Annotated in this window: 22 protein-coding genes; 1 reads left to right on the top strand and 21 read right to left on the bottom strand. The window is 46.2% G+C overall.

The window, feature by feature from the left end; translation table 11 throughout:
* Nucleotides 1–23 precede the first annotated feature (23 nt).
* The 7 genes from atpG to ABUA31_RS10905 form a co-directional block, all read right to left on the bottom strand.
* The gene (gene atpG / locus ABUA31_RS10935; protein ID WP_022216971.1) at nt 24–908 is read right to left on the bottom strand and encodes an ATP synthase F1 subunit gamma; all 885 of its coding nucleotides are present in this window, start codon (nt 906–908) and stop codon (nt 24–26) included.
* A gap of 41 nt (nt 909–949) precedes the next feature.
* Nucleotides 950–2,452, bottom strand: a complete 1,503-nt coding sequence (gene atpA, locus ABUA31_RS10930; protein WP_022216972.1) for a F0F1 ATP synthase subunit alpha — start codon at nt 2,450–2,452, stop codon at nt 950–952.
* Between the two features lie 4 nt (nt 2,453–2,456).
* Complete coding sequence (atpH, locus tag ABUA31_RS10925) at nt 2,457–2,972, bottom strand: ATP synthase F1 subunit delta (RefSeq protein ID WP_055145112.1); 516 nt, start codon at nt 2,970–2,972, stop codon at nt 2,457–2,459.
* A complete protein-coding gene (gene atpF / locus ABUA31_RS10920) occupies nt 2,953–3,459 on the bottom strand; it encodes a F0F1 ATP synthase subunit B (protein ID WP_022216974.1) in 507 nt (168 codons plus the stop codon). The genes atpH and atpF overlap by 20 nt, the downstream gene beginning before the upstream one ends.
* 103 nt (nt 3,460–3,562) lie before the next feature.
* On the bottom strand, nt 3,563–3,787 hold the full coding sequence (gene atpE / locus ABUA31_RS10915) for an ATP synthase F0 subunit C (RefSeq protein ID WP_349818571.1): 225 nt from the start codon (nt 3,785–3,787) through the stop codon (nt 3,563–3,565).
* 44 nt (nt 3,788–3,831) lie between these two features.
* On the bottom strand, nt 3,832–4,509 hold the full coding sequence (locus tag ABUA31_RS10910) for a F0F1 ATP synthase subunit A (protein WP_071849465.1): 678 nt from the start codon (nt 4,507–4,509) through the stop codon (nt 3,832–3,834).
* A 63-nt stretch (nt 4,510–4,572) separates the two neighbouring features.
* A complete protein-coding gene (locus tag ABUA31_RS10905; RefSeq protein WP_022216975.1) occupies nt 4,573–5,046 on the bottom strand; it encodes an HAD domain-containing protein in 474 nt (157 codons plus the stop codon).
* Between the two features lie 838 nt (nt 5,047–5,884).
* Between ABUA31_RS10905 and ABUA31_RS10900 the strand changes: the two genes are divergently transcribed.
* Nucleotides 5,885–6,631 carry a helix-turn-helix domain-containing protein gene (locus tag ABUA31_RS10900; protein ID WP_015534638.1) on the top strand — a complete coding sequence of 249 codons (747 nt, stop codon included), beginning with the start codon at nt 5,885–5,887 and terminating at the stop codon, nt 6,629–6,631.
* Between the two features lie 37 nt (nt 6,632–6,668).
* Here ABUA31_RS10900 and ABUA31_RS10895 read toward each other — a convergent pair whose 3' ends face one another.
* The 14 genes from ABUA31_RS10895 to ABUA31_RS10830 all read right to left on the bottom strand — a co-directional run bounded on the left by ABUA31_RS10895 (nt 6,669) and on the right by ABUA31_RS10830 (nt 26,522).
* Nucleotides 6,669–7,559: a hypothetical protein gene (locus tag ABUA31_RS10895; RefSeq protein WP_055145109.1), complete on the bottom strand. Its 891-nt coding sequence runs from the start codon at nt 7,557–7,559 to the stop codon at nt 6,669–6,671.
* Nucleotides 7,560–7,675: 116 nt separating this feature from the next.
* The gene (locus tag ABUA31_RS10890) at nt 7,676–8,440 is read right to left on the bottom strand and encodes a DeoR/GlpR family DNA-binding transcription regulator (RefSeq protein WP_173794964.1); all 765 of its coding nucleotides are present in this window, start codon (nt 8,438–8,440) and stop codon (nt 7,676–7,678) included.
* A 91-nt stretch (nt 8,441–8,531) separates the two neighbouring features.
* Nucleotides 8,532–9,767, bottom strand: a complete 1,236-nt coding sequence (locus ABUA31_RS10885; RefSeq protein ID WP_158576540.1) for a M20 family metallopeptidase — start codon at nt 9,765–9,767, stop codon at nt 8,532–8,534.
* Nucleotides 9,768–9,818: 51 nt separating this feature from the next.
* On the bottom strand, nt 9,819–10,748 hold the full coding sequence (locus ABUA31_RS10880; protein WP_055145103.1) for a choline kinase family protein: 930 nt from the start codon (nt 10,746–10,748) through the stop codon (nt 9,819–9,821).
* 16 nt (nt 10,749–10,764) lie between these two features.
* A complete protein-coding gene (locus ABUA31_RS10875; RefSeq protein ID WP_349818572.1) occupies nt 10,765–12,459 on the bottom strand; it encodes an ammonium transporter in 1,695 nt (564 codons plus the stop codon).
* A gap of 22 nt (nt 12,460–12,481) precedes the next feature.
* A complete protein-coding gene (locus ABUA31_RS10870; RefSeq protein ID WP_349818573.1) occupies nt 12,482–13,465 on the bottom strand; it encodes an ABC transporter ATP-binding protein in 984 nt (327 codons plus the stop codon).
* A gap of 4 nt (nt 13,466–13,469) precedes the next feature.
* Nucleotides 13,470–14,495 carry an ABC transporter ATP-binding protein gene (locus ABUA31_RS10865; protein WP_015534631.1) on the bottom strand — a complete coding sequence of 342 codons (1,026 nt, stop codon included), beginning with the start codon at nt 14,493–14,495 and terminating at the stop codon, nt 13,470–13,472.
* Between the two features lie 12 nt (nt 14,496–14,507).
* Complete coding sequence (locus tag ABUA31_RS10860) at nt 14,508–15,365, bottom strand: ABC transporter permease (RefSeq protein ID WP_015534630.1); 858 nt, start codon at nt 15,363–15,365, stop codon at nt 14,508–14,510.
* A gap of 2 nt (nt 15,366–15,367) precedes the next feature.
* Entirely contained in the window at nt 15,368–16,297 is a 930-nt protein-coding gene (locus ABUA31_RS10855) for an ABC transporter permease (protein WP_349818574.1), read from the bottom strand.
* An 88-nt stretch (nt 16,298–16,385) separates the two neighbouring features.
* Nucleotides 16,386–17,960 (bottom strand): ABC transporter substrate-binding protein, encoded by a 1,575-nt coding sequence (locus tag ABUA31_RS10850; RefSeq protein ID WP_349818575.1) that lies wholly within the window; start codon nt 17,958–17,960, stop codon nt 16,386–16,388.
* Nucleotides 17,961–17,986: 26 nt separating this feature from the next.
* Nucleotides 17,987–19,336 (bottom strand): aspartate aminotransferase family protein, encoded by a 1,350-nt coding sequence (locus ABUA31_RS10845; RefSeq protein WP_349818576.1) that lies wholly within the window; start codon nt 19,334–19,336, stop codon nt 17,987–17,989.
* Between the two features lie 336 nt (nt 19,337–19,672).
* Nucleotides 19,673–20,908, bottom strand: a complete 1,236-nt coding sequence (fabF, locus tag ABUA31_RS10840) for a beta-ketoacyl-ACP synthase II (RefSeq protein ID WP_022216985.1) — start codon at nt 20,906–20,908, stop codon at nt 19,673–19,675.
* A 122-nt stretch (nt 20,909–21,030) separates the two neighbouring features.
* Nucleotides 21,031–22,281 carry a glycoside hydrolase family 3 protein gene (locus tag ABUA31_RS10835; protein ID WP_349818577.1) on the bottom strand — a complete coding sequence of 417 codons (1,251 nt, stop codon included), beginning with the start codon at nt 22,279–22,281 and terminating at the stop codon, nt 21,031–21,033.
* Between the two features lie 143 nt (nt 22,282–22,424).
* Nucleotides 22,425–26,522: an immunoglobulin-like domain-containing protein gene (locus ABUA31_RS10830; RefSeq protein WP_349818578.1), complete on the bottom strand. Its 4,098-nt coding sequence runs from the start codon at nt 26,520–26,522 to the stop codon at nt 22,425–22,427.
* Nucleotides 26,523–26,543 lie beyond the last annotated feature (21 nt).

Below are 26,543 nucleotides of genomic sequence, written 5' to 3'. Positions count from 1 at the left end.
TTTACAATTATTTATTGAGCTTATTAGCTCCTGTCTCTCTGAGCTCTGGCGCCGCCCGCGATCTCTGTGATCTCCTGCGTTATGGCTGCCTGCCTTGCTCTGTTGTATTTGATATTGAGATCATCCAGCATCTCCTTGGCACTCTTTGTGGCTGAGTCCATCGCCATCATTCGGCTGTTCTGCTCACTGCAGAAGGACTCTACCAGAGCGCCGTATATATATCCCATGACACAGTTTGGCACGATTCGGTCAAGCACTGCCTTCGGTGAAGGCTCCATGGTAATCTCCTCGTGGAACACATCCGCAGGAACGCCTGCGAAGTCAGTCCTCTTCATAGGGAGGAGCTGTATCATCTGCGGTTCAACGACCACACTGCTCTTCATGTTGGTATATATGATGTATACCTCATCTATATCGCCATTCTCATAGTTCTCAAGCATCTTGTCCGCTATGACTCTGGCTCTGTGAAGACTAGGATTCTGCGCTGTATACTGGAAATGTATATCTATAGGCACTCCCTTCTTTGCGAAGTAGTGTCTTCCCACCTGGCCGACTACATACAGCTCACTGTTTGGGTGGGCTGCAAGCTCCTGCTCAGCGATCTTGATTACATTGTGGTTGTAGGCACCAGCCATACCTTTGTCGGCGGTAATGACCAGATAACCTCGCCTTCTGTCCTCTTCCTTGATTCCCTCTCTGCTGTCGAAGTACAGATGCTCCATCTCAGGAACATGTCTGAGCATTCTGGCAAGGGCAACCTGGAGTGTGTAGAAGTAAGGCTCCGTGTTCTCAAGATCTGTCCTCGCCTTTTTAAGCTTGGAAGATGAGATCATATACATTGCATTGGTGATCTTCTGAGTATCCTTGATACTCTTTATTCTATTCTGGATTTCTTTGGTATTTGCCAATCAAATCACCTCTCAACGAATCTTCTTATTTCTCATGAGATCTATCTCTCGATAAACTCCTTAGCGGCTGCGACTATCTTGTCCTTCAGCTCATCGGTAAGCACCTGCTTCTCCTCGATCTCATCCACGATATCCTTATGGGCACTGTGGAAGTATTCAAGCATCTCAAGTTTCTTCTTCTTGACCTCTGAAACCTCAACTGGAAGGAATACCTTATTGGTAGCTGCTACCAGAATGATAACCTCCTCGGCCATTGACAGCGGATTACACAGAGGCTGCTTTAAAAGCTCCATAAGTCCCTTGCCGTACTGAAGCTGTTCCTTGGTGTTCTCATCAAGATCTGAACTGAACTGTGTGAACACCTCCATCTCTCTGTACTGTGCCAGATCGATACGGATACTTCCTGCGGCCTTCTTCATCGCCTTTGTCTGCGCTGCACCACCAACTCGTGATACCGACAGACCGACGTTGACAGCAGGTCTCATACCTGAGAAGAACAGATCGCTCTCGAGGAATATCTGTCCATCTGTGATAGATATAACATTTGTAGGTATATAAGCAGATACATCGCCTGCCTGTGTCTCGATAATAGGAAGGGCTGTGATGGAGCCTCCGCCCAGCTCATCCTTAAGCTTACTTGATCTCTCAAGAAGTCTTGAATGGAGATAGAATACATCTCCAGGATATGCCTCACGTCCTGGTGAACGTCCGAGAAGCAGTGACAATGTTCTGTAAGCAACAGCGTGCTTTGACAGATCATCGTACACGATCAGCACATCCTTGCCCTTATGCATGAAATACTCAGCGATCGCTGTACCTGAATAAGGCGCAATATACTGAAGTGGTGCTGAATCACTTGCTGTAGATGCAACGACTATCGTGTAGTCCATGGCATCATATTTGTTCAGGTTATTTACAACCTTGGCTATTGTTGAAGCCTTCTGGCCTATAGCCACATATACACAGATGACATCCTTGCCCTTCTGATTCAGAATGGTATCTATCGCTATGGATGTCTTACCTGTCTGTCTGTCTCCTATGATCAGCTCTCTCTGTCCTCTTCCGATTGGGAACATGGCATCTATCGAGAGGATTCCTGTCTGAAGCGGCTGGTTGACCGACTTACGATCAACTATGCTTGGAGCCGGATTCTCTATTGGACGATAATCCGTTGACTCTATGCTGCCCTTTCCATCTATAGGTGCTCCAAGGGCATCAACTATACGTCCGATAAATGCATCGCCTACAGGGATGCCTGCACGCTTTCCCGTTCTGCTGACCTTTGTTCCTTCTTTGATTCCTGTATCACGACCGAACAGAATACATCCTATCTCTGTTCTTCTGATATCCTGAACCATACCTTTGACACCATTCTCAAAAACAACGATCTCGCCGTACATGGCATTGTCTATACCGTATACGGTCACGATTCCATCACCTACATAGATGACCTTACCGACTTCTTTGTCCCTGGAGTCAAAATCATAATTCTCTATCTCTTCTTTGAGTATAGAAATAATATCCTCTGAACTAATTGAACTCAATTTATCACCTCATAACCAGTTTCTGTCTAAGGGATTTGTACCTGCCCAGAATGCTTCTGTCGTACTCGCGGTCTCCCGTTCTTATGACAAATCCACCTATCAATTCTTTTTTCTCCACCATAGAAAGCTGTACCGCCTTGCTTCCATACTCTTTCATAAGGAAGTTCTCGATACCTGCCTTCTGCTTATCAGTTGGCGGTGTGACATAATAGAGAGTTGCCGAAAGGATATCCTGCTGCTCTCTGGCATACTTCTCATACTCGTCAAATATGTCATGTATCATGTCAAATCCATCGTTGTCACACAGGGTCTTCATGAAATTTACCAGATCCTTATTGCCAAATCTGTCAAATACCCTGTCAACGACCTTGCGCTTGTCCGCGTGGCTGACCACCGGATCTGCCAGTGCATATACCAGCTCTGGACTACCATCCACAAGCGCCTTTATCTCCTCCACCATGTCCTGACTGATTCCAAGCTGATAGAGGACAATTCCGTAATTAATTGCCTTCTGTGTCACCTGAATCACCTACTTCATTCAAAAACTCGTCATACATGGCAGCTCCTGCTGATTCCGCATCACCTTCACCGCCCACGATCTTGCCGGCTGCTGCCATTGCAAGCTCTGCGATCTGTGACTGCATATCAGAAAGTGCCTTGTTCTGCTTGATCTCTATGGTCTTCTCCGCATCCTTTATCATCTTGACTGACTTTGCATCAGCCTGATCTATGATACGGCTGTACTCATTCTGGGCCTCCACACGGGATTTCTCACGGAGATCCCTGCACTCAGCATCAACCCCTGCAAGGGTATCCTCATACTGAGACTTGAGTTTCATTGCTTCAGCCTTCTGATTGTTGGCATCCGATATGGTGCCAGCGATCATATCTTCTCTCTTCTTGATGACATCGTTGAGCGGTCCTATCAAGAACTTCTTCAAAAGAAGAAACAGAACTATTAAGTTGATAATGGTGAATGCTATTGTAGAAAATTCTATATCAATCATATAGCCACTCCTATCTTTCTGTTTCTATTATCCGCATCTCTTCTGCAATTCCAGATTTCTATTAGATATTTCTATTAAAATATCCATCTGACCAAAAATCTGATTACTTAAGAAGAATGATTGCAAGAAGTCCGATTACGAAACCGTAGATAGCTGTTGCCTCTGCAAGGGTACAACCGATGATAAGAAGCTTTGTGATCTTTCCGTCTGCCTCCGGCTGTCTAGCTACAGCCTCAACTGCCTTTGATGTTGCAAGACCGATTCCAAGTCCTGCGCCAAGTCCTACTAATGCTGCTATACCTGCTCCAATTGCTAATAATCCGTTCATATCATTTTCTCCTTCTTATTTTCATTTTTAAAATCAGATAATCTTTACTCCATCGCTTCCTGCATGTAAAGCGTAGTCAGGAAAGTAAATACAAATGCCTGTAAAAATCCATCAAAGAAATCAAAGTACAGGCTGAGTGGGATAGGGACAATGAGTGGAACTACTGCCTCTATCAGCTTCATGATGACGAATGCTCCGAGAACATTACCAAAAAGTCGCATACACAGCGACAGCGGCTTGATGACAAGCTCAAGTACATTGAGCGGTGCAACTATTGCTACCGGCTCTGCAAAACTCTTGACCCAGCCTTTTGTCCCCTTTCCTCGTATTCCTGCCACCTGTACGAGTATGATACTCATGATGGCCAGTGAGGCTGTCACATTCAGATCCTTTGTCGGTGGTTTAAAGCCAAATACACCCATGATGTTGGCCATGCCGATGTACAGAATAACCGTTATCAGATACGGAACATACTTCATGCCCGCCTCTCCGATAACACCTTTGAACAGGTTGTTAAAAGTAGTTATTATGGTCTCCAGCACAAGCTGTTTCTTACCCGGATTCTCAACTTTGAGATTCCTTACAAGGATAATCGACAACAGCACAAGCACTGCCATAATGATCCATGTTACCACCACAGATTCCGTTACCGGTATTCCACCAAATATTGGTATTGTAAATACTGTTTTGCATTGGAGTTCATTGGATAACTCTTCTGCCAGATCCGTAAGACATCACTTCCTTTCACACTGTTTTATTGTATGTCAAAATGCTATTTCAGTTTATTATTGGTTTATTATAGAAATAGCATTCATGGCATCTGCCTCAGACAGCCCCACAAGTACGTTCTCTGTGTTGATCCAGTGAGAATCGAGTTCATGAGCCTCCCAGTCCATATCCATGTCATCAAATATGACATATCCCTCTACGGAATTCGCAACCACATAATCCTTGACTGCACATGCTCTGGTATAATCCCCATACTTGTTTCTGAGCTCATCCCCTGAAGAAGTTGCCCCATATACTTCCATTCCAGCATCCGCAAGTCTGTCTATCAGTTCCCTTACGTGTGCCTTACTGATATCCTTATCAATCACCTGTTTTCTCCAGTCACTTGTCATGACCAGCTTCGCTCCTGTGGCATCCACAACCATCTTGAGGTTAGCCACATTCTTAGGATTGATAAACTCCCCATGCTTCTCACACAGGAATTTCTCCGAATTCAGTACGCCGTCTACATCAAAAAATACTACATTCATACGGTCATACTCCCCTATCTTTTTTTCTAAAAAGCTGCTCTCGCTCCTTGCTTGCGTATTTTATCACCATTCAAAACAAATTTAAAGTCATATATTTGCCCTTATAGTCAAATTTTAATCATTTTTTATTTTTGTATTATTTTTCGTAACAAAAACAGTTTTTTGTCACAGTTTTCTCAAGAAACCCGCATAAAATCTAACGTATCGCCAGTTTATACTTTTTTTATAATTTTAACATTTCGTTTATAATTAGCTTTTCTTCCAAATCATCAAAGTAAAATTCGCCACTCCCATCACCCTTCCGCCAGAAACAGGCTGGGTATTCTTCCGCGGCTGTATATCATCTGCTATATATGTGGTATCGGTAGCGAATACGACTGAGCTTCGGTGCTTCTTGCCGAGTTGGAAGCCGCATCGCCCTTATCGCGGCCGGAAACGAGTGCATATAGAAGCTAAGCCGAAGCGAAGGAAGTAGAGCGTGATACCACATATATAGCAGATGATATACCCGCCCCGCGGAAGAATACCCAGCCGTCCGTCCTTCGCCCCCCACGAAAAAAGGCTATCTCGTGTTCGACGCCCTAACGCTCGACACGTGATAGCCTTGTTCCCTCTGCCGTAATCCGTCACCCCCATTGTGACAGACTATTGTAGAAAATGACCCCCTTGTCATCTCTCGATGTAACAGATAAATTCATTATATCATATTTAATTTCATATTAAAGAGCAGTTCATACACTTTCCTGCGCATACACAAATCGCAAAAGTGTATATTCTTACACTTTTCAACTGGACAAGCCTGTTTCTTCTATTATATAATGTTACTGAGGTGAATTACATGCAGCAACAATACGATATAGGGAAAAGACTCAGGGAAGTCATGGCTGAACGCGGGGTTACGATCAGTCAGTTAGCTGAGTTGACAGATGTCTCTGAGGATACGATAAAAGCCATCAGGAGCGGCAAGACCAAGAGCCCGGGAATACAGCTTATGATATCCATCGCAGACGCACTTGGATGTACCATGGATGGATTTCTCCATAGGCGCAGCCTTACGGACGAGGAATTGTATCTCCTGCAAAAATACAGAACACTCAACATCCACGGCAAGCGGATGGTCATGCTAATGGCGGACTCTGAAGATCACATGCAGAAGAAGCTTCCTTCAGCGGATGCGTACCGCGCCAAAACGCGCAGGATTCCGTGTATTTCCTCAACTCACACGCTTGCTTCCAATTCAGACTACTCAACACACGCGACAGAATTTATAGAGATACCCGCCGATTATTTTCCAAATGCAGATTATTGTCTGAGGCTCACGACCAATATGCTCCATCCTATCTATATTAAGGATGATATTATAGCCGTGGAACAAAACTTTCCTCATTTCGGAGATATTGCGTTATTCCTGAACGAGAATGGAGTCGAGATGATCAGAAAATATACAGAAAAGGATGGCTCACCATACCTTGAAGCTGTCAGCAGATGTGATAGATCCCTGTATCTCACAAGTGATATCATTTGTCTGGGAACGATCCTCGGAATCGTCCGTCTGGAAGACACAAGAAAACCGCCTATTACATAAAGGCGGTTTTTCTTATATATAAATATTATGATGTCGATTACTCTGCTCCACCGGTGATAAGCCATGGTGACGGCTGGGTAACGAACATGTTGTCCTTGTTGGTTTTGGATACAGATATCTGAATGGCCTCCATATTCTTTATTCCGAGCTTGTCAAATATGAGCTTTGCCTGTGCAAGTATTCCAAGATCAAGTGTGTATATGACAAACTGCATATTCGGATTGATCTTGAGCAGTCTCTCCATATCTGACTCCAGATAATGATTTGCAACTATGAATGCCAGTCTCGGAACAGGTATGGCTGCCAGAGTCTCCTCGCTCATGTCTGGGATTATCTGTACATTATGTACTCCGAACTTGTCAACATTCTCCTCCATGGATCTTCTCGAACCCTCGTCCGGCTCAACGGCTATAATGTTGCCCTCGCTTGCCACGATCGCAGCCTCAATGACTATACTCTCGGCCTGGAGTGCCAAGATGGTGTCATGCGTATCCACATCCAGCAGACTCATGATGACTGCTCTTATCTCCTTGCCGACATAGTGTACTGTTCCAGCCGAGAAGAAATCATTTGCAATTCCGTATCTGACGGATTCCCTTGTCTTCTCATTCATGATGAATATAACTGTTGGCCCTGTTATCTTCCTGTTCAGCACCTTCTCCAGCTTGTCATGATGAACCTCGCCGCCGGGCTCCACACCCTCTGCATACCACATGTCATACTCGCCAAAGCCCTTCTCCCAAAGCGTATACAACAGATCCTCATGACTCTGATCTGCAAATATAAGAACTCTCTTGTGTGTGTCTATAGTCGGAACAACGTTCTTCTGCTTTCCGCATATATTCAGCATCTTTATCTTCTCAGGACTGACCTTCATCATGTCTGCAAAATAGCCAAGCCAACTGAGCATATCCTTGTTCTCGTACATAACCATAACCCTCCTTTAGTTGTCCGTCCAATCTTTTATATAGCACATTTATTATACTATTTTATCGATCTTCTGTACACCCAAAGAGAGGCAAACAGACACTTTTTTGACTGTCATCAACTTACCACGTTCAGCTTGTGATCTCTATACATATTGTATACGGACTCCGGAAGCTTATCGTCGGTTATGATGGTGAATTCCGGCTGGAGATCACTGAGCTTGAAATCTCCCTTTGTCTCGAATTTCGTGCTGTCCGCCAGCAGAAATACCTCGCTAGCATGGCCTATCAGCATGCACTGATTCTCATAGGTCTCCCTTATAAAATCATGTGCGCCATCCTCGACCGAAAGTGCCGAAGGTACTACAAATGCCTTTGAAAAATAAAGTTTCTGCATCGCCTCATGTGTCAGGAAGCCATAAAACAACTTCTCCTTCGGGAGATATTCACCGCCCAGCAGGGTTATCCTGTAATTTCCACATTCCGATAATATGGAGAACACCTCCGAGGAATAGGTTATGACGGATAGTGAGTCAAAATTGTGCGCCTTCAATGCCATGGCGAACAACGACGCCGTGCTGCCTGAATCTATCGCTATGGTGTCTCCATCCTTCACATACTCAAGCGCTTTCCTGGCTATCTGCTCCTTGAGTTCCATATTGGATGTGCCCCTGACATCCATATCCTCAAACCGGTATCTCTTCTTCACAGAAACCGCACCGCCGTGTACCCTCGTGAGCATGTTGTTATTTTCAAGATCCTCAAGATCACGTCTCACCGTCTCGGTCGACACGCCCAGCAGCTCAACCAGTCTGGCAACAGTAACCGAATGATTAAGATTTACCTGATCTAATATTATCTGTTTACGCTGATCTGCTAACATCTGTCCCCTCCCTTACTTCCTTATAAACTGAGCCCTATGTTTTCTGACCTGCAACATGATTGTATCAAAATAAGCGGTGCCGTGTAAACCTTTATTCCGGCATATCCAGTCCATACAGCCTGCAGAGAACCGCAGTATATCCCTCTATACAGTCGAGGATCCTGTCGATCTCCACATGCTCCTGTGCCTGATGCGCCTGACTCATCATCGCACCCGAATATCCTATAGTCGGTATGTTGTATTTGCCGCATATAACGCTTCCGTCGGTTCCAAACTGCCAGTATATCTTCTCAACATCCTGACCAAGCTTCTTAAGCGTCCTGTATGTCAGCTCGACATACTCATTATCCTTGCCGGTCACCCACGCCGGATGCTGCTTTGCCGCCTCCGCCTCATAACCGGTGTAACACGTCCTCTTATTCATTCTCGGATGAACGACAGCTCTGAGCTCAGGATCCTTTTTCTTCTGCTCATCCAGGAATTTCTGAACCCTGCTCACCGTATCCTCTATGGTCATAGGTGGCACATATCTCTGATCCACTGTGATCTCACAATAGTCCGGCACACAGGAATACTTCTGTCCCGGTGTTACCACCACATCAGTGATGACCATGGACGTCTTACCCATCTCATGTACGAGCGGTTCACTGCCAAAGTTATGCATGATCGCATCCATTATAGGGAGCGCTTTCTCAACAGCATTTATGCCCTCCTGCGGAGCGGACGAGTGCGCCACCTTACCGTACACCTCTATGACAAGCTCGATCTTGCCTCGCTGTCCGATGGCAAGATTGCCGTCGGACGGCTCCCCCAGATAGCACAGGTCAACATCAAGGCCGTGCTCCGGAAGAGTGTGCTCCATAAGATAAATCGTTCCGATACTCTCCGCCGGCTCCTCATAGACGACTGCAGCAAATATAAGATTGCCCGATATCTTCGCCCCGGCATCCACCAGCTTTTTGATCTCCATAAATGCAAAGAATTCCGAAGTCAGGCCAGCAAGCATATCGCTTATGCCTCTGCCGTATAACTTTCCATCCTCCACCTTCGGCTCAAATGGCGAATACGGACTCCATGCATCTATGCTTCCCTCAGGCACAACATCCATATGTCCAGTCAGAAGCACGTTTGGACCGTCACCCTCTCCGCGGATGACTCCGACCACGTTGCCGCACTCATCGCGGAAATGCTCAATACCAAGCTCATCCATGGCCTGCATAAACACCTCCGAGGTGGCTTTCTCCTCCCCGGAATATGCCTGTGCGCGTATATTCTTACTGACAAATTCTACCCATGAATCTTCCATATTCTTATAATAATCCTTCATGCTATACATCTCCCTTTCCTGAACCGGTTTCATAATACGATCTGCTGATCATCAACTGATACGGGTACTCTTCTCCCTCGCAACGTCGAGCCAGTAATCCAGCCTTGAATCGAGCCAGAAATGCTGCAGTCTCGCCATCTTCTGTCCATACCAGTTCATGTAATCAAACTCCACGTTGGAGCTGGCCGCCTGATACAGTGCCCAATACGCCCACTTGATATCGCAGGCTATCTTGTTCAGCTTCATTCTAGCAAATGCTCTCTCATCAACCTTGCCTCCGCCGTATATCTTCATCATCTCCACATCCATATCCTCGGTGAAATAGTTCACAGCAGATATCAGACCCAGATCCACATAAGGATCATTCATGGACGCATACTCATAATCTATGATCTTCAGATCATTTGTCTCCTCGTTGTACATCAGGTTGTTTGTCCAGAAATCATTGTGGCACGGACACAGCTCCTCACTGCCCGCCAGCGCCTTCTCAATAGCAGAGAGCAGATACTCCATCTTGTCATTAAACGGTGATATATAGCCGCCCTTCTTCGCCCTTGCGTTCATATCCCACGCCTGTTCAAATATGCTCTGCTTCAGGTTCAGCGGCTTTGTCTCGAGATGGTGGAAGTCCCTGATCCTCTCGAATATTGACTGGAATATATCTTTGTCATACACATCGCCAAATGTCACCTGGCGGTAGCCGTCAAGCCACTGGAATATCTCAACACCTGTATCCTCGAAATAATAATAGACTCTTGGGCCTGCCTTGCTCTCGTCCGCGATCACATTTGCCTCGTGGCATACTTCACGGTTTATGTAATCCGTGCCGGCTCCCGGTATCTTGAGGAAGAAATGCTCTCCCTCCACATCCACTTTGAAATTCGGATTCGTTATTCCTCCTGAAACGGGCTTGTAACTGATCTCCTTGCCCTTCCAGTCATCAACCCTTGCGATCGCCTCATCAATTGTTGTCTTGCGCATAAAAAAGCCTCCTCTCCTACTTGCTCTCATCAATCAATGCTTCTCTTCCAACCTCTCCGGTTCTAACCTTCACAACATTTTTCACATCGTATACGAATATCTTGCCATCGCCATAGTTGCCCGAGTACAGCACCTTCTCCGCAGTTTTCACAACCCTGGACACAGGTACAGTGCTGACTATGACCTCGACCTTCACCTTAGGAAGCAGGTTCAGATCCGCATCCGAGCTGCGGTAATATTTGTCATTATTTCCCTTCTGTATACCATATCCGGTCACATCCGTGATCGTAACTCCAGTTACATTTATGTCATTCATGGCGTGAAGCAGTGCGTCAAGCTTATTCTTTCTCGCTATGATGACCACCTTGGATATGTTAAGATTCTCCGCATTTTCTGGGCTGTCAAATGCCTTGCCATCGATCTTAGGCACATTCATCATAGGCGCGCTTATTCCGTCTGAGGACAGCACCTCTGTGTAAGTATTTGAAAATCCGTGCTCACTGATATCCAGTCCATCCATCTCATCCTCAGCCGATACACGAAGGCCGATGGTCTTCTGAACGATCTTGAACAGTAGTGCCGAAGCTGCAAATACATACAGGAACACAACTATTCCGCCAAGGATCTGGATTCCGCACTGGTAGCCACCACCGCCGAGCAGCAGGCCCTTTGTCCTTGTAGCGGTTCCATCTGAGAACAATCCAACCGCTACAGTTCCCCACAGGCCACCGAATCCGTGTGCCGCGATGGCTCCCACAGGATCATCTATCTTTACCACGTTCTCTATGAAATGCATTCCCCCAACTACTATCGCTCCGGCCACGATTCCGACCAACACCGCAAGTGGTGTACTTATAACGTCGGCTCCCGCAGTGATAGAAACCAGGCCTGCCAGAGCGCCGTTGAGTGTCATGGCGATATCTGGCTTCTTCTTCCACGCCCAGCTTATACACATCGCTGTGACTGCTCCAGCCGCAGCGGATAGATTGGTGTTACAGAACACCTTGCCAACTAGCGACACCGTATCTCCTGTCAGTGGCAGAACCGAGCTTCCGTTGAAGCCGAACCAGCCAAACCACAGGATAAATATTCCAAGCACTGACAGCGGCATGCTGTGTCCCGGTATCTTCTTCGACTTTCCGCTTCTTGAATACTTTCCGATACGCGGGCCGAGCATCCACGCTCCTGCAAATGCAGCGGCACCGCCCACCATATGTACAACTGTGGATCCGGCAAGATCATGGAATCCGAGCTGTGCCAGCCAGCCGTCTCCCCATATCCAGTGTCCCGATATAGGATAGATCACCAGACTTATCATCAGACTGTAGATACAATATGCTGCAAATTTAGTTCTCGCCGCCATGGCACCCGACACGATGGTCGCCGCCGTCGCAGCGAATACTGTCTGAAATATCAGGAATGCCCAGAATGGGATCCCGTCAGGAAGCATGCCGCCTCCATATACCGATTCCATTGCCACACCTTTGATCTTACCCAGTACAGCTCCGTCGCCGCCATACATAATTCCGAATCCTATCAACCAGAACGTCACCGAACCGATACAATAGTCAACCAGATTCTTCATGGCGATATTTCCCGCATTTTTTACCCTCGTCATGCCGGTCTCAAGCATCGCAAAGCCCGCCTGCATGAAGAAAATGAGTACCGTTCCTACCATAATCCATATCGTACTGACTGCACTATATTCCATCACGATTCCTCCTTAATCTCTGTTATATCTGTCCTGCCTTGTGACAGCGAACCGTATGTCCCGGTGATACCTCTGTCTCCTCCGGGCGCTCCTTCATGCAACGTTCATCCGCATATATACAGCGTGTACAGAACGGACATCCCGGCATCGGCTTTGCCGGATCAGGTATATCACCTGGCTTAAGGTCTATGTCAAAGCCCGCATCCTCAAGTCCCTTGCTTATACTCGGAGCCGCCTTGAGCAGAACCTTTGTATATGGGTGCTGCGCATTCTTGTATATCTCGCTGCTCGGTGCACTCTCGACTATCTCTCCGAAATACATGATCTTTATCTGATCCGCGATCTGTCTCACCACAGCCAGATCGTGGGCGATCAGCAGCATGGACAACTTATATTTGTCCTGCAGATCCATCAGCATATTTATGACCTGTGCCTGCAATGACACGTCCAGTGCCGATATAGGCTCATCGGCAAATATGATCTTCGGTGTGACGACCAGACATCGCGCTATGATTATCCTCTGTCTCTGTCCACCGGATAACTGATGCGGATATCTGTCAAGGAACATCGGTGCCATTCCGACCTGTGAAAGTGTGTCCAGAATGATCTTCTCCCTCTCCTCCTTGTCCTTCACTCCATTCAGGATCAATGGCTCCTCAAGTGATTCACGGATACTCATTCTCGGATGCAGCGATCCCAGAGTGTCCTGAAAGATCATCTGTATCTTTGCCTTCATATCGCTCTTTTCCTGGGGCGTCATATCGTCCACGGATTTTCCTTCAAATACTATACTTCCGTCCGTCTTGTCCTCAATTCCCAGCATGACTCTCGTCAGCACCGTCTTGCCACAGCCCGACTCTCCGACGATCGCAAGTGTCTTGCCCTTTTCCAGCTCCAGCGAGACATGGTCGACTACGTTCTTCTGTCCGACAACCTTGTTGAACATTCCCTTTTTCACCGGATACTGCTTCAGCAGATTATCGCAAGATAATACTATATCCTTCATATGATCACCCCAATTCTGTATCTTCGTTAATGTCATAATCCAGTGGGAAATGGCAGGCACACATATGTCCCTCTCCAACCGGTTTCAGTGCCGGCACCTCTTTATGACATATATCTTTCGCATATTCACAACGGGAAGCAAATGGACATCCCTCCGGGACATTTGACATATCCGGCGGGAATCCCGGAATGGATTTCAGTCTCTTCGTCTTACGAGCCTCGAGAAGCGGAACAGAACGGATAAGTCCAACCGTATAAGGATGCTTTGGATTTCTGAGCAGATCCTTCTTGGATGCCGACTCCACGCATCTTCCCGCATACATGACAAATATGTCGTCTGAGAACTGGGACACCACGCCAAAGTCGTGGGTGATTATCATGATGGAGATGCCGGTCTGCTTCTGCACCTCACTGAGGGCTTCGATGATCTCCGCCTGAATGGTGATTCCAAGACTTGTTGTAGGCTCGTCCGCTATGAGCAGATCCGGGTACAATATCATTGACATCGCTATGAATATCCTCTGTCTGAAACCCGCTGAGAACTCACACGGGTATTTCTTTATGACCTCCTCGCCGTTGGTTATTCCGACAAGCTTGAGGACTCTCATTATCTCCTGTTTTGCCTTTTCTGAACCCGATGGGGTATGTGCGTTATAGGCCTCGGCAAGCTGTGCTCCAATTGTCATGTAGGGATTGAACGATGTAGTAGGATCCTGGAATATCATGGAGATCTCATTTCCACGGATGCTCTTCATCTCCTTCTCCGGGAGCTTCAGTATATCCTGACCTTTGAACCTGATCTCGCCGCCTGCTATGTAACCCGGAGATTCCACGATCCTCAGTATCGATCTCGCCGTCACGCTCTTGCCGGAACCACTCTCTCCTATTATTCCAAGCACCTTGCCCTTCCGCAGTGAGAAGTTGACTCCCTCAACTGCTTTCACGACTTTGTGCGGACCGGTCTTGAAATAGGTCTTTAAATCCTTTACCTCAAGGATCACATCTGTATCTTTTTCTGTATTATTATCCATACTGTTATCCTCCTATTTGCGAAGCTTTGGATCGAAATGAACCTGAAGATTGTCACCGATAAAATTCAGTCCGAGAACCATGATGATAAGAACGATGCCGGGGATCATGATATACCATGCATCAGATGCAATATAGCCACGGGCATCGGACATTATGTTTCCAAGGGATATCTTTGGCGGATTTATACCGAGTGACATGTAGCTGAGCAAGCTCTCATTGATGATCATTCCGGCGATATCAAGCGGTATGAGAGGAAGCATGGCAGGGATCAGATTCTTGCCGATATACTTCGTGGATATCCTCCATGAGCTCGCCCCCATGAGCTTTGCCGCTGCGATATAATCTGTGCTCTTCTGGGGTATTACATTTGACCGCACCGTTCTCGCATAGGCCGGCCACAGTGCCAGACTCAGCACTATGGTTACCGACACCTCATTCGGTGCGAACAGTGTGAGTGCGATCATGGCAAGTACGATAAATGGGAATCCCATCTGTACATCGGTGATTCTCATCAGCACTGAATCCAGAGGTCCCGGACTTGTGAGACCGGATATGATTCCGACTATCAGTCCTATGAGGGCGGCCAGCAGAACGCTGCAGAAACCAATTATGACTGAGGTACGGATTCCATACAAAAGTCTCGAGAACAGATCACGTCCTATGGCATCAGTTCCCAGCCAGTGTGCCGGATCCTGAAATGGTTTCAATAATCTGATGGATGGATTTGCCTTGCCCGGGTCCGACGGCGCGATGAGCGGCGCAAAGATTCCGGCAAGGAGATAGATTCCTACAATAATGATTCCAAGTGTAAATAATTTGTTTTTACCAATCCACTGAAGGACTGATCTAAATTTACTTTTTTTCTTCATAATTACAGTCCTCCCTGTGCTTTTCTCATTCGTGGATCAAGACGGATACTTCCAAGATCAATGGCAATATTCAAAACAATAAAGAATACGGAAAACAGAATGATAATTCCCTGGACCAGGTTGTAGTCTCTTCGAAGGATCGCATTTAACACCGTGTATCCGATTCCCGGGAAGTTAAATACATACTCGACAACAACGATACTTCCTACCAGAAAGCCAAGCTGTGTTCCTAGGGATATCAGTACAGGGATAAGTGAATTCCTGAGTGCGTATTTGAAATATATCGCCACTGTCGATATTCCTCTCGCATATGCAACCTTGACAAATTCCTGATTGTAACTGTCGATCAGTGAGGAACGCACCACCTTGGTGAGCACCGCCGTGAGCGGAAGTGCCAGTGCAACTGTCGGGAGCACGCAGGATGCAGGTCCCGAATAATCCATTGACGGCAGCAGTCCAAATCTGACTGAGAAAATAATGATCAACACGGAGGATACCCAGTAGTTAGGCATTGACTGGAACAGTACCGCAATACTCGAGATGAGACGATCCTCCCATTTATTTCCATTTAGTCCTGCGATGGTTCCCAGGATCAGGGATAATATGATCGATATGACCACTGAAGATATCAGCAGTATCAATGATAAAGGTGTGGCCTGCTCCATAACATTCAGGACTGTATCGCTCTTGAAATATGACTCTCCAAGATCTCCGTGGAACAGATTCACCATGTACATTTTAAACTGCTCCGGGATGGACTTTTCCAGTCCCATACTGTCTCTGATCGCCTGCTGCTGTTCTACTGTTGCTGTCGGAGCCATGACCTTCGCCGGATCTCCCGGTATCATTCGAAGTATTACAAAGCTGATAAATATAACGCAAAAGGTAACAAAAATGCCCTGTGCAAGTCTTTTTAAAACGGTTCCCAGCACTTTGATTTCCTCCCTTCTTAAAAAGGGCCACATGCTGTATCCTTACACATGCAGCCCCTTTTTGTGAATCTAATATATTGCTATGCGCTTACTCTTTTGTGACATTTGTGAAGATATAATCTGCACCACTTGTGTACTCAAGACCCTTGACATTTGATCTTACTCCGAAGATAGTCATGGACTTGATGATAGGGATATCAGGCATCTCCTCTGCCAGGGCCGGAAGGTACTCGTCCTGAAGGATCTGCTTTCTCTTATCTGGGTCTGTCTCAGTTGCGAATCTGTCCATGATGTCCTGAAGCTCTGCCGTAGGCTCATAGTGGCTGATTCGACCTGCTGCATACCATGAATTCAGCTTCAGCTCAGGCTCGATACCTGATGGCTGCCATCCACAGTCGATCATGTAGCAAGGAGTTTCTTCATATAACACATCGCCCCATGATGAAGTATCAAGTGGAACGACCTTACAGTTGATACCGACAGCCTGTAAACAAGCTGCAATGTACTCGTAATATTCCTTTGTCTTAGGGTAAAAACCAACGGATGTGTAGATGTTGAGCTCTGGAAGGCCCTCGCCATTCTCATAGCCGGCTTCCTTCAGGCACTCTGCAGCCTTCTCAGGATCGTACTCGCCGACACCACCTACAGCCTTGTAGCCCCATATAGTTGAGGAGATAAAGCTGTCTGCCTTCTCTGCATATCCGCCAAATATATCATTTACGATTCCGTCATAATCAATCGCGTAGGCTATCGCCTTTCTGACGAGCTTCTCATTCATAGGCGGCATCTTGAACTTTGGAATAAGGTGCTTACACTCTGTGGTGAGGAACTTGTCAACCACGATATTGCTGTCTGACTCAAGCACAGACACCGCATCGGAATCAACACGCTCGATGACATCGGCCTCACCTGACTGCAATGCTGACAGACGTGTTGTGGCATCCGCAACGTACTTGTACTCGATCTTCTTTATCTTAGGAAGAGTTCCCCAGTAATCGTCGAACAGCTCATATATCGCTGTATCGTTCTCAAAGCTTACCATCTTGTATGGGCCGGTTCCGTTGTATCTCTTATCCAGAGTGTTCTCAGGATCTGCAAGATCGTCAGCGGACATTATCGGAGTTGAACAAAGCATGTTGACCAGAGAGCCAAGAGGCTTTCCCGATGCCGGAGTTATGGTAAATGTATAATCGTCTATGACCTTACACTTTAACTCATCTGCCCACCATGAACCGGATACGTTCTGTGAGCTTGAATATGCCTCACATGATGCTGCGGCATCCTCTGCGGTAAAGTCTGAACCGTCGTGGAACTTTACGCCCTCACGAAGCTTGACCGTCAAGACTGTCTGACTGTCGTCATATGACCACTCAGTAGCAAGATTAGGCTGTGGCTCCTGTGTCTTCTCATCCATGACCAGTAGATGTTCCAGAGCTATGGCCTCTGCGTGAAGCATCATCGTGGAAGTGTGCTTCAGAGGGCTGAGTGATGCCTGCCAGTTCTCTGCTCCCAGGATCACCAGTGTGTCCTTGTCCGTCTTGGACTCAGAGCTTGTTGTCACTGCCTGTGTGCTCCCATCTGTACTTCCTCCAGAGCTTCCACATGCAGTCACCGTAAGTGCCAGTGCGGCTGCCAAAAGTATTGAGCAAATCTTCTTTTTCATAATTCTTCCTCCTTTTCGTGTGTTATCTATGACTCAAGCTGATGCAGACATTTATCGAGGGTTGATGCTATCCAGTCGATATCGCACTTCTGGAATGCCATAGGCGGACGAAGCTTTAAGACATTTCCATAAGGGCCTGCAACAGAAGTCAGTACATTGTTGTCTCGCAGAAGTTCGATGGCATCCAGTGCCTTCTGCTGATCCGGAGTCTTCTTGCCGTCATTCTTCGCAAGCTCAAATCCAATGAACAGGCCTGCGCCTCTGACGTCTCCCACAGAATCAGGATGTCTGTCCTTTACCTCCTGCAATGCTTTCAGAAGCTTTGCACCGACCACCTTGCAATGATCCTGCAGATTTTCTTCTTTTATGACATTAAGCACAGCCTGTGCGGCTGCGATAGCCACTGGATTTCCTCCAAATGTATTGAAATATGGAAGTTTGTCGCTGAATGCGGCGAGTACCTCATGCTTGGCGGCAAGTCCTGATATCGGGATTCCGTTACCCATAGGCTTTCCTGTTGTCACCATGTCAGGTATGATCCCATGTCTGGCGAATCCCCAGAACGCATCTCCCGTTCTTGCAAATCCCGGCTGCACCTCATCAGCTATGAATACACCGCCATTCTTATGTACCACATCGATGGCCGCCTTCAGGAAACCGACCGGATTCGGATGTACTCCATCTGATGAGAATATAGAATCTGCAAGGAAGCATGAGAACTTATATCCTGCTGCCTCCAGCTCATTGATCTTCTTCTGCATCTCTCCTGAATACCATGCGGTGAACTCCTCAGGTGTACCGCCATGTCTGTAATAGTCAGGTGTCTCAATGAGTCTTACATTCGGAAGCAGTGGCTGCTCGCTTCCAAGGGCTGGTGAACATCCAGATGTCAGAGCACTTGTTCCGTGGTACGCCTCCCTTGAAACTATGATTCCGGTGCCGCCCGTGTATTCCTGTGCCACTCGGAGTGCCAGGTCATTTGCCTCAGAACCGGTACACATGAACATTATCTTGTCTATCTCGTCCGGCATCATCTTCAGCAGATCCTCACTGTAATCAATGATCCTCTCATGCAGATAACGTGTGTGGGTATTTAAAAGCTTCATCTGCTCTGTAACTGCCTTGACCACAGCAGGATGGCAATGACCGATTCCTGCCACATTGTTGTACATGTCCAGATATTTATTCCCCTCTGCATCCCAGAGGTACTGTCCCTGTCCTCTCACAAGGTTGACCGGCTTTCTATAGAAAAGTCTGTATGCGCCACCCATCCATTTCTCACGGCGGTTTATCATATCCCTTGTCGTGTTACTGAGCAGTGAACTGTAGTCATCACTGTAGCTGTTAGTGTCCATAATGCTTGATTTAGTAGCCATATTCCACCTCCAAAAGATTTCCCTGTTAAAACAAAAGGGGCACAGAGATGAAACTTTACAGTTCTATCTCCGTGCCCCTTTGCACTCTAAAATCAGATACGCGCTTCTGTTTTGCTTTGTATCATAGCCACGCCATGTGGGATTGTCAACACATTTTGTGGGTTTTTCTGGTTTTCATTTGTTTTTCATGTTTTTTTGTGTCGTTTTGTGGTTTTATTAGTTTATGTCCCCCAAATATTTATTTTATTAACCTGGGACAGCGCACAAAAAAACATCACCCCTGTGTCTGAAGTGATGTTTTCCTGTTATATGTAATTATCAGTAATCCTGCCTGTATTATGCCTCGAACTTCTTCACAAGTATACTTGCGTTGTGTCCGCCAAATCCCAGTGAGTTGCTGAGCGCATATGTAATATCCTTATGTACACCCTCGCCCATGGTGTAGTTGAGATCCATCTCACCCTCTGTCTCGCGGAGACCAACTGTTGGATGGATGTATGAATCCTCTATGGACTTCACACATGTTATGAACTCAACTGCTCCGGCAGCTCCAAACAGATGTCCTATCATGGACTTTGTGGAATTGATGTTCACGTTGTATGCGTCATCGCCCATAGCATACTTGATGGCTCTTGTCTCAAAGAGGTCATTGTGATGGGTACTTGTTCCATGTGCGTTGATGTAGTCAACGTCAGCAGGTGTGATTCCGGCCTCCTCCATGGCAAGCTTCATGGCACGTCCTGCACCACTTCCATCCTCCTTAGGGGATGTGATGTGATATGCATCACAGGTTGAACCATATCCGACTACCTCAGCCAGGATCTGGGCACCTCTCGCCTGAGCATGCTCAAGTGACTCAAGTACAACAACTCCTGCGCCCTCTGCTATTACAAATCCACATCTGTCCTTGTCAAATGGTATGGACGCTCTCATAGGATCCTCTGCACTTGAAAGCGCTGTCATTGAGATAAATCCTGATACATTTGTCTCACAGATAGGTGACTCTGCACCACCTGCAACCATGACATCGGCCTCTCCTGCCTGTATATATCTGTAAGCCTCTCCTATAGAGTTTGTTCCTGTAGCACATGCTGTTACGATATCTGTACACTTTCCTTCAAGACCGAACTGTATAGCCACATTGCCTGCTGCCATGTTGGATATCATCATAGGCACCATCATAACGCTGACTCTGTTCGCCTTGCCCTCTACGACCTTCTTGTGCTCCTTCTCTATGGTAGCAACACCGCCAAGTCCGTTTCCTATACATGTTCCGATCCTTGTTCTGTCTTCCTTCTCAAGGTCAAGACCTGCATCCTTTATAGCCTCACCTGTAGCTGCAATGGCGTACTGGCAGAATGGCTCCATACGTCTTGCCGCCTTTGGATCCATGTACTGCTTTGGATCAAAGTTCTTCACCTCAGCGGCAAGCTTGCACTTGTAATCGCTGACATCAAACTTTGTGATCTCTCCGATACCAACTGTATTCTTCTTTATATTATCCCAGAATTCTTCTACACTGTTTCCTATAGGTGTCACGGCACCCATGCCTGTTACAACTACTCTTTTCATCTCATACCTCGTATTTTTCATTCTATCTGCTGACAGTGCATTTTTGCACCCCAGATAAAATAATTTTACCACAATGTAATATATATAACAAGGTTAAATAGTTTTGATTACTACATAGTTTGCTATTTGAGCAGTCCGCGGCTCTCCTTCAGGGTGAGTATCCTTCGGACGCTCTCGTCTATCCTGTCCTCTGACAGCTCGCCGTCCGCCACTGCCTGTTCTATGGAATTCACCGCCGATGCCATATCCTTCGGCTGCAATATCATATCCATTCCCGCCTTTACAGACATCACCACCGCATCATCCACACTGTAATTGTCCGCTATGGATTCCATCTCAAATGAATCGGTTATGGCAACTCCTTCAAACTTCAGTTCATCCCTGAGAATACCGGTCGCTATCTTGTATGAGAGAGTGGCTGGAACCTCGTCTATATCCGGGACGATCAGATGTCCGACCATGACAAATTCTGCTCCCGACTCTATACCTGACCTGAACGGCTGCATCTCATCCGCCATGATCTCTTCCTTTGTTCTATGCACATATGCACTGCCGTAATGTGAGTCCTCCGCCGTGTCTCCATGCCCCGGGAAATGCTTCAGGGTGCACATGACTCCTCCGTCGTTGAAGCCCTTCACCGCATTTCCAACGAGCTCTGCCGCCTGGGCGTAGTCATCGCTGTATGCGCGCTCGCCGATAACCGTATTGTCTGGGTTCGACCACACGTCCGCCACCGGCGCAAAGTCGAGATTGAAGCCGAGCGCCGACATATCATTTGCTATGGTGTACGCGTTCTCATATGCCGTATCGTCTCCGTCGTCCTTGTAATAGTACATGGAGCCTATATATGTGGTTCCGACAGTATCCATCAGGCGGTTTACCACGCCGCCCTCCTCGTCAGTCGCCACAAATAATCCTACACTGCTGTACTTCTGGGAGTTGTCGATCATCTCCTTCACCTGATCCTGACTCTCAAGGTTCTTCGCAAAGTACACGATACCGCCAACAGGATAATTCTCCAGAGCCTGTCTGGTCGCATCCCCTGCCACGGTCACGCTGTCCTCTCCCGTAAGCTCCTCAGGAGTCACAAACATCATCTGGCAGACCTTCTCATGAAGCGTCATCCCCGCAAGGGTCTCATCCACCAGACTCGGCTTCTCCTCCTCGGTCACCTCCGTCGTCTCCTGACTATCAGTGGTCGGTTCTTCTGTCGTAGTTACGCTCTCCGTGACATCAGCAGCCACGCCTGTATTTCCATTGTCATTTTCTCTATGGCCTCCGACTTTCCCCGCGCCGTCTCTCAGCATGAAGATCCCCCATATTCCGGCCACCAGACACACCATTACGACCAATAACACAAGTGCTTTTTTCATTCGTTTTCTTCTCTTTCTCTTTATGTTTACACCTACACTTTGAACGGATTGTAACACCCCTATTGTATTTTGTCCATAGCATAAAAATCCCCATCCATATAGCTTTTCAGCCACATGGATGAGGATTCTCATTGTACTCTTATTTATTTTTTCACAGTTGCCTTGGCTGGAAGTCCCTTCTGTTTCAGGAGCTTCTTATAAGCCGCAAGCTTCTTCGCAGGCACTTTAACGGCTGCCTTTGCATTTATTCCTGAAAATGCTTTTGCTCCAACAGTTTTTGCTGTGAGCTGTGTCGTACTTATTGTCACTGTCTTGAGACTGCTGCATCCGCTGAATGCTCCTGCACCTATAGTCGTTACATTTGCGCCAAGTGTAACCTTTCCAAGATACTTGTATCCCTTAAATGCATTTCTTCCTACAGCAGTAACCTTGTATGTAACTCCTCCTATGCTTACCGTTTTCTTTATGTCAAGAGTCTTGAATGACTTGTATCCTGTCTTGTAGGTCGTTCCCGTAACTGTCACTGTTCCCTTGCCGTTTGTAGCTGCATTTGTCACCCTGTACTTCAGTTTTCCTACTGTGTATGTGCTTCCCTTGGATATAGTGATGTTGAAGCTTCTTGTCACTGTACCCTTATAGCTTCCTATACCGGTTATCGTAATCGTGGCTTTTCCAACATTCTTATTGTTCTTGTATGCCACACGGTAATCCTTATCCTTTGTCAGGGTCTTGCCGCCTGCCTTAACCGTGAGCTTCGACTGTGTCACGCCGTTACCGGTGTATTTTCCATCAACTATTCCTGACACCGTTGTTTTCGCTGACTTGGCTGACAGATCCACCGGATCAGGCTTCTGAACCTTTACGGTTACATTCATCGTTGCCTTCTCGTATGATCTTGTCTGTGCTGATGTGACTGTGATAGTCGCTGTTCCTGCTCCCCTTACTGTCACCTTGCCATCTCTATCAACTATGACAACATTTATATTTGACGATTTATAGCTGAGTGCACCATCGCCCTCAAGAAGCTCTGCTCCCAGTGCAAATGTCTTATCTCCGACCTTCTTATTGATCTGTGCAACCTTGTTGAATCTGGCTGTTCTTCTGCGTACTGTCGCCTTGATGCTTGTAGATACGCCACTTCCGTCATTTGCCGTAGCTGTGATAGTTGCTGTTCCTGCGCCAACGCAGAATACCCGGCCATCATCGTCGGCAATGGCAACTCCTTCATCTGAACTGCTCCATGTCACAGATGGATCTGAAGCATTTACAGGCGTAACGCTCTCTCTTACCGTAAATACGTCATTTACCATTCCGTCGATCTCTGACATGTCAAGGGTTATGGCCGTAACCGGCACCACGTCCCCGATCCTTATGGTGTATGACACTGAAATTATATGTTCTTCATCCGCCGTCTGGCATCGTATCCTGACTGTGTATCGTCCATCTGGCAGACTGGTATCTGTTGAACGGTCATTTCCGTTTATGTCTGTAATGGTATAATAGAATCTGTTTCCCTCAACCATTACCTCTCTGCAGTTCTCGCCAAAGCTATACTGCATGCTTCCAGAAGTACCGTCATCGAACTCATAGTAACATTTACCCTGAACATAATCGCCCTTATAACCTGACTCAAATTTTTTGTTCTCTGTAACACTAAAATGATTCACTATCTTGAGTGGCTCAACACTTATCTTTCCAGTGCACATACCTACTGTATAATCTGATGAATACCATACATTCTTTCCAACTCTCACATAATATGTATGGCCTTTCTCCACATCAAACACATACCTTGTGCTCTCTCCATACTCTACGTCGTCCTCGGAGTCCACATCCCAGTAAGCGATCTTTTCGATACCATTCGCAGTCTTTTCGTATACCTCCGCAGCATCTACATATACGCTCTCGCCATTGTTACTAAAGTATGATTCAAGCGCACAACGTCCATCCCTCTCAGCGGTATACGTGTACAGATCTGACCAGTATTCATTTTCATAGTAATAGCCATAAGGGCCATATCCCATATATATGTTCAGTGGATTCTGTCCATTACCTATACTCTGAAGCCCCATATCTGTCACTGACTTCACTGTAAATGTACTGTTTGAGGCCGTGATGGTTCGTCCATCCTTCATATCAAAGTACACTTCATATGTTCCAGCCGGAACGGCGTCATAAAGCCCATATTCTTCATCTGAATCACTTGCTTTTACATATATGTTGTTCCATGTACAATTCGGTGAAAAATACTCACCCATAGTGTATCGCTCTATGCTTCCATTGCTGAGCGTCACATCTATAACAGCTCCATTAAGGAAGTTACTCTCAATGTTCTCGGCAAACACTGTCTTTAATGAGGATGATATCTTTATGCCTGTAACATCAAGTGGCATATAGAAATCTGTCTCCCATCTGTCACTCTCCTGATCCTCCACATCATCATAACAGTTTCCATATATTCCAATATAATATGTACAGCCCTTTTCTCCGATAAATTTTCCTTTACTACTCTCTACAAGTTCCACATCCCCTGCAGTTTCTTTATACACTACCATGCCGTCATAAAACGATGTCATCTTGCTGAATATGTATGTTCCACTCTCTGTGGCATTGAACCTGTACCACACCCTCTGATGCTCGTCCATTGATTCTGTATCTATGATGAGCCTTCCGACCTTCAGCTCAGGAAGCTCCATATCTGAGATATTCTTCAGTGTCACACTATAGGAAACTCCTTCAATGATCTCGCTGTCTGTTTTGAAGATCACATTATACGTTCCCGGCTGATCTATATCTCCATCAACCTCTGCATATATTTTTACATTTCCAACCTCTGTAACACAATATACGTCATCATCATAGTCCCCTTCAAACGTAACATTCTCCGTGCTTCCATCTGTGTATTCTATTACAGCCTTTGTTCCCCGTGTGAGTACGGAATCAAATCCCGCTATAAATGTCGTCCTTGTCGGTACAATATTCTTTATAGTCTTGATCCCTGGGGTCTTTGTCAACTGGCTCTCCCATGTGTCATAAGCGATAAATTCACTGTTTTCCTTATCATACTCAGAAAAATTTCCTGATAATCCAATATAATAAGTCTTTCCTGCGACAGCATTAAACGAATCTTTTCCAGATATATAAGTGACACTTCCATCTGAAGCTGCCTCATATACACATACATCCATACAATTATTAATGGTATACTTTGTCGTCTCAGGCGCCACAAATCTGTGCCATGAATATGCTACTCTGCCTTTATCGCCCTTTACTGAGAAGCTATTTAACCCTACATCAGGAAGAGTTGACGCACTCACTATGGAGATTTCATCACCGTCTACAGAATGTGAACCGTCATTTCCCCACACGGCGTATATCCTGTAATTTCCTTCGTCCAGCTCACAGAATCTATCAACATCTATATCTATATTTGAATTGTCCTCGTCTATGCCCTTTATATGAAGATAGATTTTATTTCCATATATATCCGTATACTCTGTATTTGAATATGTATCCTGATCAAATGTCACCGTTTCTGTGGAATCGTCCTCATATATGATCTGCATCGTGCCCTTATACAAATAGGTATTATCAAGCTGTGCCAGGAACTGTGTTTTTCTAGGAGTAATATATGCTATGTCTTTTATTCCCTGTACACCCCTCAGCGTCAATGTATAATTTCCTTCTTCTTCACCAGACTTCAGTCTTCCTGTCTGAATATAATACTTTTTACCGGCACTCAGAGTCAGTGTCATCCTCGCAGATTTTCTGGTACTGTACTCATCATCATCGTTATATTTTTTTGTGCCGGTACTTGCTATATATAGTCCTTTTGAATCACGCAGAAGCGCCCTGAGTCCTGCATACTCATTGTTGGTAGAAATCTCTATACATACCCTCTCATCCTGTTTTGGGGTATACTCAAACCAGCTTCTGCGTGTCGGCTCGTTGCTTGCCTTAATATTCGACACAAAATAAGATTTTCCACATTCTATCTCTGTCGCCTTATTTGTTGTCCCTGCCATGTATGGCGGATACTGGTCTGGATCATCAAATTCCTCATCCCCCTCATCATAGTAATCCCAGTCACCTGAATACCTGTCATAATCATCATCGCCATCAATGATAATATCCTCGTCACTTTCCTCCGCTGCGCTTACACGATCCTGCGGCTTTACAAAAGCTACAGCCATGATCGCCATAAGCAGCAATAGCAGCCTCCACACTCTTTTCTTTCTCATAAACCTTGTTCCTCCTCACTT

Source organism: Coprococcus sp. RTP31081st1_H1_RTP31081_211007, from assembly GCF_040227275.1.
Lineage (GTDB): Bacteria > Bacillota > Clostridia > Lachnospirales > Lachnospiraceae > Coprococcus > Coprococcus aceti.
The sequence above is the reverse complement of the archived record's forward strand: the minus strand, read 5'-3'. Positions and strand labels throughout refer to the sequence as shown.

Bases quoted from the DNA above. Each gene is read 5' to 3' on its own strand.
- atpF (WP_022216974.1), bottom strand. From the start codon at position 3,459: ATGATTGATATAGAATTTTCTACAATAGCATTCACCATTATCAACTTA.
- atpE (WP_349818571.1), bottom strand. From the start codon at position 3,787: ATGAACGGATTATTAGCAATTGGAGCAGGTATAGCAGCATTAGTAGGA.
- ABUA31_RS10905 (WP_022216975.1), bottom strand. From the start codon at position 5,046: ATGAATGTAGTATTTTTTGATGTAGACGGCGTACTGAATTCGGAGAAA.
- ABUA31_RS10900 (WP_015534638.1), top strand. From the start codon at position 5,885: ATGCAGCAACAATACGATATAGGGAAAAGACTCAGGGAAGTCATGGCT.
- ABUA31_RS10895 (WP_055145109.1), bottom strand. From the start codon at position 7,559: ATGTACGAGAACAAGGATATGCTCAGTTGGCTTGGCTATTTTGCAGAC.
- ABUA31_RS10890 (WP_173794964.1), bottom strand. From the start codon at position 8,440: ATGTTAGCAGATCAGCGTAAACAGATAATATTAGATCAGGTAAATCTT.
- ABUA31_RS10885 (WP_158576540.1), bottom strand. From the start codon at position 9,767: ATGAAGGATTATTATAAGAATATGGAAGATTCATGGGTAGAATTTGTC.
- ABUA31_RS10880 (WP_055145103.1), bottom strand. From the start codon at position 10,748: ATGCGCAAGACAACAATTGATGAGGCGATCGCAAGGGTTGATGACTGG.
- ABUA31_RS10875 (WP_349818572.1), bottom strand. From the start codon at position 12,459: ATGGAATATAGTGCAGTCAGTACGATATGGATTATGGTAGGAACGGTA.
- ABUA31_RS10870 (WP_349818573.1), bottom strand. From the start codon at position 13,465: ATGAAGGATATAGTATTATCTTGCGATAATCTGCTGAAGCAGTATCCG.
- ABUA31_RS10865 (WP_015534631.1), bottom strand. From the start codon at position 14,495: ATGGATAATAATACAGAAAAAGATACAGATGTGATCCTTGAGGTAAAG.
- ABUA31_RS10860 (WP_015534630.1), bottom strand. From the start codon at position 15,365: ATGAAGAAAAAAAGTAAATTTAGATCAGTCCTTCAGTGGATTGGTAAA.
- ABUA31_RS10850 (WP_349818575.1), bottom strand. From the start codon at position 17,960: ATGAAAAAGAAGATTTGCTCAATACTTTTGGCAGCCGCACTGGCACTT.
- ABUA31_RS10845 (WP_349818576.1), bottom strand. From the start codon at position 19,336: ATGGCTACTAAATCAAGCATTATGGACACTAACAGCTACAGTGATGAC.
- fabF (WP_022216985.1), bottom strand. From the start codon at position 20,908: ATGAAAAGAGTAGTTGTAACAGGCATGGGTGCCGTGACACCTATAGGA.
- ABUA31_RS10835 (WP_349818577.1), bottom strand. From the start codon at position 22,281: ATGAAAAAAGCACTTGTGTTATTGGTCGTAATGGTGTGTCTGGTGGCC.
- ABUA31_RS10830 (WP_349818578.1), bottom strand. From the start codon at position 26,522: ATGAGAAAGAAAAGAGTGTGGAGGCTGCTATTGCTGCTTATGGCGATC.